The organism is Micromonospora sp. A200 (assembly GCF_029893845.1).
GTDB lineage: Bacteria > Actinomycetota > Actinomycetes > Mycobacteriales > Micromonosporaceae > Micromonospora > Micromonospora purpureochromogenes.
This window is the reverse complement of sequence record NZ_JARXXY010000003.1, coordinates 115,517-128,390: the sequence shown is the minus strand read 5'-3', so window position 1 is coordinate 128,390 and position 12,874 is coordinate 115,517. Positions and strand designations below refer to the sequence as shown.

Here is a 12,874-nt window from a genome sequence, read left to right as displayed (position 1 = left end):
GTCTGTAGGAGGTCGCATGTCGCTGAACGCCGAATCCACCGCATTCCGCAGCGCGCTCGAGGTGATCCGCGCCGTCGAGCCCCGGGTGGCCGACGCCATCGGCGCCGAGCTGGCCGACCAGCGCGAGTCGCTCAAGCTCATCGCCAGCGAGAACTACGCCTCCCCGGCCACCCTGCTGGCCATGGGCAACTGGTTCAGCGACAAGTACGCCGAGGGCACCGTCGGCCGCCGCTTCTACGCCGGCTGCCAGAACGTGGACACCGTCGAGGCGCTCGCCGCCGAGCACGCCCGGGAGCTGTTCGGCGCCGCGCACGCGTACGTGCAGCCGCACTCCGGCATCGACGCCAACCTGGTGGCGTTCTGGGCGATCCTGGCCGACCGGGTGGAGTCCCCGGCGCTGAAGAAGGCCCAGGTACGCCAGGTCAACGACCTCACCGAGGCGGACTGGTTCGCGCTGCGCCGGGAGCTGGGCAACCAGCGGATGCTCGGCATGTCGCTGGACGCCGGCGGCCACCTCACCCACGGCTTCCGGCCGAACATCTCCGGCAAGATGTTCGACCAGCGCAGCTACGGCACCGACCCGGCCACCGGCCTGATCGACTACGACCGGGTGGCCGAGGCGGCCCGGGAGTTCAAGCCGCTGATCCTGGTCGCCGGCTACTCGGCGTACCCGCGGAAGGTGAACTTCCGGATCATGCGGGAGATCGCCGACTCGGTCGGCGCCACCTTCATGGTCGACATGGCGCACTTCGCCGGCCTGGTCGCGGGCAAGGTCTTCACCGGCGACTTCGACCCGGTGCCGCACGCGCACATCGTCACCACCACCACCCACAAGTCGCTGCGCGGCCCGCGCGGCGGCATGGTGCTCTGCGGTCCGGAGCTGGCCGACCAGGTGGACCGGGGCTGCCCGATGGTGCTCGGCGGTCCGCTGCCGCACGTGATGGGGGCCAAGGCCGTCGCCCTGGCCGAGGCCCGCCGCCCCGACTTCGCCGACTACGCCCAGCGCATCGTCGACAACGCCCAGGCGCTCGCCGAGGGCCTGGTGCGCCGGGGTACGAAGCTGGTCACCGGCGGCACCGACAACCACCTGGTGCTGCTCGACGTCTCCGGCTACGGCCTGACCGGCCGGCAGGCCGAGCAGGCGCTGCTGGACTCGGGCATCGTCACCAACCGCAACGCGGTCCCGCAGGACCCGAACGGCGCCTGGTACACCTCGGGCATCCGGATCGGCACCCCGGCGCTGACCACCCGGGGCCTCGGCGTCGCCGAGATGGACGCCACCGCCGAGCTGATCCACACCGTGCTCAGCCAGACGCAGGCCGGCAGCAACCCCGACGGCACCCCGTCGAAGGCCAAGTACGTCCTCGACCCGGCGCTGGCCGACAAGATCAGCAAGCAGGCCACCGAGCTGCTGACCGGCTTCCCCCTCTACCCCGCCGTCGACCTGGGCTGACCCCACCCGCACCCCCGACGCCCCGCCCGGCCCCGCCCGGCGGGGCGTCGCCGTCCCTCCCCCTCCCCTCCCCGCCCCCGATGATCAAGAAGTTTCGGTCACGGGAATGCGCTCTCCCCGACGCAAACCTCTTGATCACCAAGGCCGTCCGGTGGGGTGGGCGCGGTTGCGGAGGGCGCGGAGGCGGTGCAGGACGTCGGTGCCGCCCCGGCCGAAGTGGTCGTGCAGGGCCCGGTACTCGGCGTACAGCTCGTCGTAGGCGGCGGCGCGGGCCGGGTCCGGGTGGAACGTCTCGCGGTGCGGCGCACCCATCGCCTCCGACGCGGTCGACACGTCCGGGTACGCCCCGCCGGCCACCGCCGCGTGGATGGCCGCGCCCAGCGCCGCCGGCTGCGCGGCGTCCAGCACGTGCAGCGGCCGGCCGAGCACGTCGGCGTAGATCCGCAGCAGCAGTCGGTTGGCGGTGAGGCCACCGGCGGCGGTCAGCTCGCGCACCGGCACCCCGGCGGCGGTGAACGCCTCGACCACGGTCCGCGCCCCGAAGGCGGTCGCCTCCAGCAGCGCCCGCCAGATCTCCTCCGGCCGGGTGGCCAGGGTCAGCCCGACCAGCACGCCGCTCAGCTCGTGGTCCATCAGCACCGAGCGGTTGCCGCTGTGCCAGTCCAGCGCGAGCAGCCCGTGCCCGCCGACCGGCTGCTCGGCGGCGAGCGAGTCCAGCAGCTCGTACGGGCTGACGCCGCGCCGCCGCGCCTGTTCGGCGTACGACGCGGGCAGCGCCCGGTCGACGTACCAGGCGAAGATGTCGCCCACCCCGCTCTGCCCGGCCTCGTACCCCCAACTGCCGGCGCTCACCCCGCCGTCGACCACCCCGCACACGCCGGGCACCTCGTGGCAGTCGTCCGCGTTCATGATCAGGCAGGTGGAGGTGCCCAGCACCGCGAGCATCCGCCCGGGCGCGACGCAGCGGGCGGCCGCCGCGGTGACGTGCGCGTCGATGGCGCCGACCGCCACCGGCGTTCCCTCCGGCAGGCCGGTCCAGCCGGCCGCCTCGGCGGTGATCGTCCCCGCCCGGGCGCCCAGCGCGGCCAGCGGCCCGTCGACCTTGGCCAGCAGCCCGGGCAGCGCCGGGTGCAGCGCGGCGAGGAACTCCGGGGCCGGCTCGCGGCCGTCCTGGCGCAGCCCCTTGAAGCCGGCGGCGGAGACGTTGCGGGTTTCCCGCCCGCAGAGCCGCCACACGATCCAGTCGGCGGCCTCGATCCAGCGTTCCGCGGCGTCGAAGACCTCCGGGTCGGCCTCCAGCAGCTCCAGCGCCTTGGCCAGCTGCCACTCGGCCGAGACCCGGCCGCCGTAGCGGCCCAGCCAGGTCTCGCCGCGTTCGCGGGCGACGGCGTTGATCCGGTCGGCCTGGGACTGGGCGGCGTGGTGCTTCCACAACTTGGGCCAGGCGTGCGGCCGGTCCCGCAGTCCGGGCAGCGTGCAGAGCGGGGTGCCGTCGGCGAGCGTCGGCAGCACGGTGCAGGAGGTGGCGTCCACGCCGACGCCGACCACGTCGCGCGGGTCGACCCCGGCGGCGGCCAGCGCGGCGGGCACCGCGATCCGCAGCACCGCCAGGTGATCGGTCGGGTCCTGCAGGGCCCAGTCCGGGGGCAGCGGCGGGCCGTCGGGCAGCCGGTCGGTGAGCACGCCGTGCCGGTACGGGTGCACCGCGCTGCCCAGCTCGGCGCCGTCGTCGACGGCGACCACCACCGCCCGGCCGGACAGCGTGCCGAAGTCCACGCCGACGGCGTACCGCTGCCTCACCCTCGCCCTCCCGTCCCCACCGGCGGATCCTCCCGCGCCGGAAGGCCACGCTAGCAACCGGACGGGATCAGGCGATCGGACGCTTCAGGTGGTAGCGGTGCACCTCGGTGCTGCCCTGCACGTTGTTCACGTCCTCGACGGCGGAGACCAGCTCCCAGCCGTCCCGGCCGGCGCGGTTGAGGTGCGCGATCGCGGTGTCGCCGTACGCCGTGATGTCGGTGCGCGACCCGTCCGGGCCGTACCAGACGAACGAGACGTGGAAATTGCGTCCCTGCCCCTGGTAGCGGCGGACCAGCAGGGCATACTCCCAAGCGACCATGGCGTCCATTATGGCCGTTCGATGGGTAGCCGACGGCCACCGGGGGTGGCGGATCGGCGACGGTGCGATGTCATCCGGTGGGCAGCGGCGCGCGGTCGAGTTCGTCGGCGACCAGCGCGGCGAGCCGGTCCAGGCCGAGATCGATCTGGTCCGGGGTGACCGCGCTGACCGACAGGCGCAGCGCGTTGACCGGCGCGGCGCCGTCGTAGAAGTGCGCCATCGGGGTCCACAGCACCCCGTAGCGCTCCGCCGAGCGGCGCAGCAGCGCGTCGTCGACCGGGAACGGCACGGTGACCACCGCGAAGAACCCGCCGGCCGGCGCGTTCCAGCGCACCGGCGAGGGGGCCGGGAACCGTCGGGCCAGGCCGGCGAGCAGGTGGCGCAGGTTGCGGGCGTACGCCGCCCGTTGGCGCAGGTTGGCGGTGACCAGCGAGCAGTCGTGTTCCAGCAGCGCCCCACCGATGATCGCCTGGGCCAGCGGCGAGGTGTTCACGGTGACCATGCTCTTGATCTTGGCGAGCTGGTCGGCGAGGAGCCCGACGGCGCCGTCGCGGCCGGCGACCCGCTGGTCGGCGACCACGTACCCGACCCGCGCGCCGGGCAGCACCGTCTTGGCGAACGAGCCGAGGTAGACCACCCGACGCCGGGTGTCCAGTGCCTTGAGGGTGGGCAGCCGGCCCTGCTCGCCGGCCGGGAAGAGGCCGTACGGGTTGTCCTCGATCAGCAGCAGCTCCTCCTCGGCGGCCAGGTCGAGCAGGCGCCGCCGATCCTCCAGGCTGACGCTGGCGCCGGAGGGGTTGGCGAAGTCCGGCATCACGTAGCAGGCCCGGGGCCGCAGTCCCTCGGCGCGGGCCCGGCGCACCTGGTCGCGCAGGTCGGCCAGGTCCACGCCGGCCGGGCCGCCGGCCACCGGCCGCACCGGCAGGTCCAGCAGGCGGGCCGCGCCGGTCAGCCCGACGTACGTCGGGGCCACCGCGAGGAGCACGTCCCGGGGTCCGGCGCGCAGCGCGCGCAGCACCAGGAACATCGCCTCCTGGCAGCCCACGGTGACGACGACCGCCTCGGGGTCGACGTGGATGCCCTCGTCGACGGCGAGGTTGCGGGTGACCAACTGGTGGACGACGCCCTTGGTCCGGCCGTACTGGAACAAGGTGCGCCGCGCCTGCTCGGGGCGTTGCCCGAGGTCCTCGACGAGGTGCCGGCGGAACCGGTCCAGCCAGCGGCGCGGCGCGTCGTCGTCGAAGAACTCCTCGCACGGGCGGCCGGCGGCCAGCGACACCGCGTCCGGCCAGTGCTGGGCCACCTCGTTGAGGAAGTTCATCGAGTTCAACGCCGGGTCGTCGACGGCCGGGTGCAACGAGGCGAGGTCCAGGTCCACTGGTTCGTCCACGGCTCAACCTCCGGTCAGGGTACGCAGCTCGCGGGCCGCCGCCGGGTCGGCGCAGCCGGCGAGGGTGAGCGCGTCGCGCAGTTCGGTGGCGAGCAGCGCCAGCGCCGTCTCCGCGCCGGCCCGCCCGCCGGCCGCGAGGGCCCAGAGCATCGGCCGGCCCAGCAGCACCCCGGTCGCGCCGAGGGCGAGCGCGCGCAGCACGTCGGTGCCGCTGCGGATGCCGCTGTCCAGCAGCACCTCGGCGCGACCGTCGACGGCGGCGACCACCTCGGGCAACACGGTGGCGGTGGCGGGGGCGCCGTCGAGCTGCCGGCCGCCGTGGTTGGAGACCACCACGGCGTCCGCGCCGACCTGCACCGCCCGCACCGCGTCGCGCGGGTCGAGGACGCCCTTGACCAGCAGGGGCAGCGGGGTACGGTCCCGCAGCCAGTCGAGGTCGGCCCAGGTCAGCGCGGGGGCGAAGACCGCGCCGGTGTGCGCGGCGATCGCCGACACCCCGGGCGTGCCGGTGTGGGCGAGGTCGTCCCGGCCGCCGGGCAGGTTCGCCGCGGTGACGTCCGGCGGCAGCGCGAAGCCGTTGCGCACGTCGCGCCGCCGGCGGCCGAGCACCGGCACGTCGACGGTCACCATCAGCGCGGCGCAGCCGGCGGCGTGGGCGCGGTCCAGCAGGTCGGCGACCAGCCCCCGGTCGCGCAGCCAGTACAGCTGGAACCAGACCGGCCCGTCGCCGGCAGCGGTCACCTCCTCGATCGTGGTGCTGCTCAACGTGCTGAGCACGTAGGGCACCCCGGCCGCGCCGGCCGCCGCCGCCAGCGCCGACTCGCCGTCGGGGTGCAGCAGCCGCTGGTACGCCATCGGCGCGACCGCCACCGGCATCGCCTGCTCCCGGCCCAGCAGCATCGCCGCCGTGCGGGGATCGTCCACCCCGGTGAGCATCCGGGGCAGCACGGCGACCCGGTCGAGGGCGGCCCGGTTGGCAGCGAGGGTGGTTTCGGCGCCGCTGCCGCCGTCGACGTAGTCCCAGACACCCGGCGGCACCGCCGCCCGGGCCAGCTCGGCGAAGTCCCCCAGGCAGACCGGCGGCCGGTCGTCGGTGGGGCCGGTCGGGGCGGGCCGGGGCGCCGGCAGGTCGGAGCGCACCGGGTCAGCCATCGGCTGGCCCGGCCAGGGCGAAGCGGTCCCGCAGGAACGCGGCGGCCTCGTCCTGCGCCCGCCGGCCGGCGTCGAAGACGCCGGGCATCGCGAAGAACCCGTGGATCATCCCGGGATACCGGCTGAGCGTGACCGGCACGCCCGCCGCGCGCAGCCGCTCGGCGTACCGCTCCCCCTCCTCGCGCAGCGGGTCGTACTCGGCGGTGACGACCAGAGCCGGCGGAAGGCCGGCGAGGTCGGCAGCGAGCAGCGGGGAGGCGAGCGGGTCCGCCGCGTCGGCCGGGTCGGGCAGGTAGTGCCGCCGGTACCAGTCGACGGAGTGCCGGTTGAACAGCAGCGGGTCCTCGTCGCCCGCCGGGGCGCGGTCGGCCCGCTGGTCGGTGTTCGGATAGACCAGCAGCTGCCCGGCGAGCCGGGGGCCGGTGGCGCGGGCCAGCAGGGTCACCGCCGCCGCCAGGTTCCCGCCGGCGCTGTCGCCGCCGACCACGAGGCGTTCCGGGTCCGCCCCGAACTCCTCGGCGTGGACGGCGATCCACGCGGTCGCGGCGTGGCAGTCGTGCACCGCGGCGGGGAACGGATGCTCGGGGGCGAGCCGGTAGCCGACCGTGACGACCTGGCCGCCGGAGGCGTTGGCCAGCCGGCGGCAGATGCCGTCGGCGGTGTCCACGCTGCCCAGCGTCCAGCCGCCGCCGAAGAAGTACAGCAGGGTGGGCAGCGGGCCGGCGCCGGCCGGCCGGTACAGCCGTACCGGAAGGTCGCCGGCCGGGCCGGGAACGTGGGTGTCGCGTACCTCGTGGACCGGCTCGACGTCGCCGCCGCCGGCGCGGATCGCGGCGAGGTCGGCGGCGCGGGCCTCGGCGAGGGTCTGGGTGTAGAGCGGCGGCGTGCCGGCCGCGGCCCGCGCGGCCCGGTACGCCACCACCTGGGGGTCGAGGGGCATGTCGTCTCCTATCCGCCGGTCGAGACGAAGAGCTTGTCGATGCCGCGCAGGAAGAGGCTCCCGCTGTAGGTCGGGGTCCGGGTGACCGTCAGCCGCGGGAAGCGGGCCAGCAGCCGGGGCAGGGCGAGCCGCCCCTCCAGCCGGGACACCGCGGCGCCGAGGCAGAAGTGCGGGCCGACGCCGAAGGCGAGCGAGGGCGGCCCGTCCCGGCGCGGGTCGAACCGGTCGGGGTCGGGGAAGCGGGCCGGGTCGCGGTTGGCGCCGGCGATCATCAGCAGGACGTTCTCGTCCCGCGCGACGGGCACGCCGCCGAGTTCGGTGTCGTGGGGCGCGGCCCGGGCCAGGAAGTGCACCGGGCACTCCAGCCGCAGCACCTCGTCCACGCAGCCCCGGGCGAGCGCGTCGTCACCGGGCAGCGCCGCGACGACGTCCGGGTTGGCCAGCAGCAACGGCAGGCCGTTGCTGAACAGGTAGACGGTGGTGACGAAGCTGGCGTTGAAGAGCACGATCAGGTTGCCGATCAGCTCCTCCTCGCTGAGCGCGACGTCGCCGGAGTCCACCGCCTCGACCAGTCCGCTGATCAGGTCGTCGCCGGGCCGCGCGCGGCGGTGCGCGATCAGCTCCCGGTAGTAGTCGCGCAGTTCCTCGGCGGCCTGGTTGGCCAGGGCGAGGCGCTGCGGGGTCTTGCCGGCCACGTCCAGGAACTCGTCGATCCGGTCGACCCGCTGCCGGTACCAGGACAGGTCGGACTCGGGCAGGCCGATGAACTCGGCCATCACCAGCGCCGGCGCGGGGTACGCGAAGTCGGCCACGAAGTCCGTCTCGGTGCCGTCGGCGCCCGCCTCGGCCATCCGGTCCAGCAGCGTGTCGACGACCCGGACGATCACCGGTTCCAGGGCGCCCAGCCGGCGCGGGGTGAAGGTCTTGGCGAAGACCGCGCGCATCCGGGTGTGGTCCGGCGGGTTGACGAACATCATCGAGGACTGGAGGGTGCGCAGGATCTCCTGCTCCTGCCAGCCGGGCGGGGCCTGCTTGTACCACTGCGGGTCGCGCAGCACCTGGGAGACCAGGTCGTAGCCGACGGCGACGGTGGTGATCGTGCTGTGTTCGGCGCGGGTCGGCACGGTGCTGACCGGTCCGTGCCCGTGCAGCGCCGCGTACCACGGATAGGGGTTCTGCCGGCCCTGCTCGCTGTAGAGGCCGGTCAGGATCTCGTCGACGTCCACGGTGGTGCTTCCTCCCCAGGATGGACGGTGGGGCGGCGGGTCACCCCGCCGCCCCACCGGTGTCACAGTCCGAGCAGTCGTAGTGGTACGGCGTCCGCCATCGCCTGGTTGCCGGCGTCGTTCGGGTGGATGTGGTCACCCGAGTCGTACGCGGGCAGCAGTCGGCTCGGCTGCGCCGGGTCGCGGAGCACCGCGTCGAAGTCGAGCACCCCGTCGAACTCGTGGGCGCCCGCGCCGCGCAGCCAACTGTTGACCGCCTGCCGGGTGGCGTCCTTCTCGGGCGTCCACACCCCCGGGTTTCCGTGCCCCTCGTACGGGGTGAGGGTGGCCGCCAGACTGCGCAGGCCGCGCGCCCTGACCTGCTGGTTGACCTGACGCAACGCGGCGATGATCTGCTCCGCGGAGTCGCCGGACATCCAGATGTCGTTGATGCCCAGGTGGGTGACGACGGTCTTCACCCCGGTCTGCGGAAAGACGTCCTCGTTGAGCCGGGCCAGGGCGTTCGGGCCCAGCTCGTTATAGCCGGGGAAGCCACCGGCGCCCGGCTCCGGGCCCTCGTGGTTGAGCCGGTTGCCGGCGAGGCTGAGATTGAGCACGCCGGGGGTGCGCACCTCGGGCCGGGCGTCGACGAGCCGGTCGGCGAGCAGGTCGGGCCAGCGCTTGTTGGCGTTGACCGTGCTGCCGTTGCCGTCGCCGATGGAGTCGCCGAGGACGACGATCGAGCCCGGGGTGTGCCGGCGCTCGACGTCCAGCCCGGAGAGGAACATCCAGCAGCAGTTCGGCCGGATGGTGAAGCCGGCGCCGTCGGCCGCGGTGGTCAGGTCGGTGGCGCCGATGAAGTTGGTGACCTTGGACTGGCCGTGGAAGGTGACCGGCCCGGTGAGCACCGGGAAGTGCAGGGTGACGACGAGGTCCTCCTGCTCCCGCACGGCGAAGTCGAGCGGGTCGCTGAGCAGCTCGGCGCCCTTGTTGATGGTGGCCGAGGTGGCTCCGCCGAAGGTCAGCTCGCGCAGGGTGGCCGCGTCGATGTCGGACCGGTCGTCGGGGGTGCCGGTGTTCGGCCGGGCGACGGTCGCGTGGCCGACCTTGACGGCCTGGTCGCCGTAGAGGTTGGTCAGTCGCACGCGCAGCCGGTCGCCGCCGACGCTGGTGTGCACGATCATCCGGATGCTCTGGTTGTTGAGGCCGGTGTTGGTCAGGCCGACGGTGTTGCCGCGGGTGACCGCCGCGGCCCAGCTGCCCGCCCACTCGACCCGCCCGTGCCGGGCGGTGTCGGTGTCGGACGGGCCGGCGCTGGCCACCACCGCCGGGGTGGCCACGACCAGCAGGGTGGCCGCGGACGCTATGACGTGCCATCTCTTCGGGGTCGACATGGAACCTCCATCGTTGGCAGCCCGGAGTCGGCGTCCATGATCGGCACCGCCCGGACGATGGTCCAGAAACCTAGCCGCTGGCGCTGACGGGCGTCAATCAACCCGATCGACGTGATCAAATGTCCGGCGGGAGGCGCCGGACACCGTTCGGCTCTGTCCGGTCAGGACGTCCCGCCCCTAGGCTCGTAACCCGGCGGCGGTGCGGTCGCCATGCCGCGCACCCGTCGCGTCCCGGGCTCTGACCTGCCCGGATGCCATTGTCTGCCGGTCGCCGCGACGCGTCCCACCGGGCAGGTCGCGCCGGCCGCCACGCATCGACTGGGGGCTGTGCGATGACCGATCGACCGACCAGCTACGTGCACCATGCGTTGGAGTTGTTCGCCGGTTTCGGCGACCGCGAGGCGCTGGTCGGCGACGGCCGGCGGCTCAGCTACACCGAGGTCGCCGACGAGGTACGCGGGCTGGCCGGCGCGCTCGCCGCGCACGGCGTACGGCCCGGCGCGGCGGTGCTGGTGATGCTCGGCAACGCGGTCGAGGGGCCGCTGCTCCAGCTCGCGCTGCACCTGCTGGGCTGCCGGACGTTGTGGATCGCCCCGGTCACCTCGCGCCGGGAGATCGACGAGTTCGTCCGGCTGGCCCGTCCCGACGTCTTCGTGCACGACGCCCGGGCCACCGACGTCCTCGGCGCGGAGATCGCCGCCTCGCTGCCCCGGGTGTCGGTGCTGCGCCTCGGCGCCGAGCTCACCCCCGACGCCCCGGTCGAGCTGCCCGACGCCCCACCCGCCCCGGAGTCGTTCCTGCAGACCAGCGGCACCACCGGCACGCCCAAGCTGGTGCACCACCGGGAGAGCTTCTATCGGCAGATCCTCGCCCTGGCCGCCGACTTCCGGGCCGCCGGGTTCCCGCTGCTGCGGCACCTGTCGCACTCGCCGATGTGGCTGGCCAGCGGGCAGATCACCACGCTGTTCAACCTCTTCACCGGCGGCGTGCTCTTCCTGCGCCAGCAGTGGGACCCGGTGGCGTTCATCGGCACCGTGGAGCAGGAGGGGATCAACTCCACCTTCGTCACCCCGCCGATGCTCTACCAGGTGCTCGACCACCCGGCCCTGGACGGCGCCGACTTCTCCGCCATGTTCATGTTCAACGTGGGCGCCGGGCCCGCCGCGCCGGCCCGGCTGCGGCAGGCGATCGCGCGCTTCGGCCCGGTCCTGCGCATCGTGTACGGCCTCAGCGAGGCCGTCGTGATCACCGCGCTGCCCGGCCTGACCGAGGACCCGGCCCACCCGGAGCGGCTGCGCTCCTGCGGGAAGCCGTACGGGGACGTGGCGATCGAGATCCGCGACGCCGACGGGCGGGTGCTGCCCCCGGGCGCCGACGGCGAGGTGTGGGTGCGCACCAACCTCAGCTTCGCCGGCTACCACGGCCAGCCGGAGCTGACCGCCGAGACGCTGGTCGACGGCTGGGTTCGGACCCGCGACATCGGCCACCTCGACGACGAGGGTTACCTCTACCTGGTCGACCGGCTGCAGGACCGGATCCTCACCCGGCAGCGCAGCTGGCCGATCTACTCCCGCCCGATCGAGGACGTCCTCGCCGGGCACCCCGAGGTACGCGCCGCCGCGGTGATCGGCGTACCCGACCCGGTCGCCGGCGAGCTGCCCCACGCGTACGTGGTGCGCGCGCCGCGGGCCACGGTGACCGGCGACGAGCTGATCGCGCTGGTGACCGCCGAGCTGAGCGAGACCTGGGCGCCCGGCGGGGTGGAGTTCCTCGACGCGCTGCCGCTCAACCGCTCGGCCAAGGTGGACAAGTTGGCCCTGCGGGCCCGGCACGCCGCCGCGCACCCACCGGCGCCGGAGGCCACCGGAGCGGGGATCGGCAGCCCGGCGTGAAGCCGCGGCGGGAGCTGACCGTCCTGGTCGCCGCCGACCTGATCTCCAACCTGGGCAGCCGGATCTCGGTGGTGGCGATCCCCTGGCTGGTGCTGGAGACCACCGGCAGCCCGACGAAGATGGGCCTCGTCGCGGCGGCGGAGACCTTGCCGTACATGCTCTCCAGCGCGCTGGCCACGCCCTGGGCCGACCGGTTCGGGGTGCGCCGTACCTCGATCGTCGCGGACGCCGCGAGCGCGGTGGCGATGGCCGTGGTGGCGCTGGCGCCCTGGCTGGGGTTCGGCACGCTGGTCGCGCTGGTCGCGGTCGCCGGCGGGCTACGCGGCATCGGCGACCGGGTCAAGCACGTGATGTTCCGTCCGGCGGCGCAGCGCGCCGGGGTGCCGCTCATCCGGCTCACCTCGGCCTATGACGGCCTGGTGCGCGGGGTGACGCTCTTCGGCGCGGTGCTCGGCGGGCTGCTCATCGCCTGGGTCGGGGTGACGTGGGCGATCTGGATCGACGCGGCGACCTTCGCGGTCTGCGCGCTGCTGATCGGCGTCCTGGTGCACCCGCCGGCACCCACCGAGCCGGCGCCGCGGGAGCGCTACCTGCGGGCGCTGCGCGGCGGCTTCCGCTACCTGCGCACCGACCGGATGCTGCTGACGATGCTGGTGGTGGTCTCCGCGCTGAACATGTTCGCCAACGCCAGCGTGGCGGTCTACATCCCGCTCTGGGTGGCCGAGGTGTTCGGCGACCCGGCCGGCTTCGGCCTGGTGCTGGGGGTCTTCGCCGGCGGCGCGCTGCTGGGCAACGTGCTCTTCACCGCCGCCGGGCCGCGGCTGCCCCGGCAGCTGACGTTCGCGGTGGGCGCGGCGGCCAGCGGTACGCCCCGGCTGCTGGCGCTGGCGGTCAGCGACGAGCTGGCGGTGGTCCTCGCCGTGACGTTCCTGTCCGGGATGGCGATCGCGACGGTGAACCCGCTGCTCGGCGCGGCGCTCTACGAGCGGGTGCCGGAGGGGTTGCAGACCCGGGTGATCGGCATCGCCGGCTCGCTGGCCTTCCTGGGCCTGCCGGTCGGCGCGCTGCTGGGCGGCTGGACGGCGGCGGCGCTGGGGCTGATCCCGGCGCTGTGGGTGATGTCGGCGGCCTGCCTGGTGCTGACGGTGGCCCCGCTGCTGGTCGGCGGGCTGCGGCCGGGGGCCCGGGAACCTCGGCCGGCGGTGCCGCGCGGAGCCGGATCCGGGGCGGGCGTGCCGGCGAGGGAAGCCGCAGCGCCTCACGCTGAGTAGACGTTACATCTACTATCCGACAGTTTAAATACTGCGATGGCCAATGTCGCCCGGCGCT

General features: G+C 74.3%; 10 protein-coding genes. 3 read left to right on the top strand and 7 right to left on the bottom strand.

Annotation, left to right across the window (positions count from 1 at the left end; genetic code table 11):
• Window positions 1-16: 16 nt before the first annotated feature.
• Entirely contained in the window at window positions 17-1,453 is a 1,437-nt protein-coding gene (locus M2302_RS04225; protein ID WP_280836660.1) for a glycine hydroxymethyltransferase, read from the top strand.
• Between the two features lie 135 nt (window positions 1,454-1,588).
• On the opposite strand, the gene araB is transcribed toward M2302_RS04225, so the two are convergent.
• From araB to M2302_RS04190, 7 genes are all read right to left on the bottom strand, one after another.
• A complete protein-coding gene (araB, locus tag M2302_RS04220; RefSeq protein ID WP_280836659.1) occupies window positions 1,589-3,253 on the bottom strand; it encodes a ribulokinase in 1,665 nt (554 codons plus the stop codon).
• Between the two features lie 67 nt (window positions 3,254-3,320).
• Complete coding sequence (locus M2302_RS04215; protein ID WP_210775324.1) at window positions 3,321-3,581, bottom strand: hypothetical protein; 261 nt, start codon at window positions 3,579-3,581, stop codon at window positions 3,321-3,323.
• Window positions 3,582-3,642: 61 nt separating this feature from the next.
• Window positions 3,643-4,962, bottom strand: coding sequence for a PLP-dependent aminotransferase family protein (locus M2302_RS04210; protein WP_280836658.1), 1,320 nt, complete (start codon window positions 4,960-4,962; stop codon window positions 3,643-3,645).
• A 3-nt stretch (window positions 4,963-4,965) separates the two neighbouring features.
• Window positions 4,966-6,114 (bottom strand): alpha-hydroxy acid oxidase, encoded by a 1,149-nt coding sequence (locus tag M2302_RS04205; RefSeq protein ID WP_280836656.1) that lies wholly within the window; start codon window positions 6,112-6,114, stop codon window positions 4,966-4,968.
• Window positions 6,107-7,054 (bottom strand): alpha/beta hydrolase, encoded by a 948-nt coding sequence (locus M2302_RS04200; RefSeq protein ID WP_280836655.1) that lies wholly within the window; start codon window positions 7,052-7,054, stop codon window positions 6,107-6,109. The genes M2302_RS04205 and M2302_RS04200 overlap by 8 nt, the downstream gene beginning before the upstream one ends.
• A gap of 8 nt (window positions 7,055-7,062) precedes the next feature.
• Window positions 7,063-8,280 (bottom strand): cytochrome P450, encoded by a 1,218-nt coding sequence (locus M2302_RS04195; RefSeq protein ID WP_280836654.1) that lies wholly within the window; start codon window positions 8,278-8,280, stop codon window positions 7,063-7,065.
• A 62-nt stretch (window positions 8,281-8,342) separates the two neighbouring features.
• A complete protein-coding gene (locus M2302_RS04190) occupies window positions 8,343-9,626 on the bottom strand; it encodes an SGNH/GDSL hydrolase family protein (protein ID WP_280836820.1) in 1,284 nt (427 codons plus the stop codon).
• A 359-nt stretch (window positions 9,627-9,985) separates the two neighbouring features.
• On the opposite strand from M2302_RS04190, the gene M2302_RS04185 reads away from it, so the two are divergent.
• Complete coding sequence (locus M2302_RS04185) at window positions 9,986-11,545, top strand: AMP-binding protein (protein WP_280836653.1); 1,560 nt, start codon at window positions 9,986-9,988, stop codon at window positions 11,543-11,545.
• Window positions 11,542-12,816: an MFS transporter gene (locus M2302_RS04180; RefSeq protein ID WP_280836652.1), complete on the top strand. Its 1,275-nt coding sequence runs from the start codon at window positions 11,542-11,544 to the stop codon at window positions 12,814-12,816. Before M2302_RS04185 ends, M2302_RS04180 begins: the two co-directional genes overlap by 4 nt.
• The last annotated feature ends 58 nt before the right edge of the window (window positions 12,817-12,874 follow it).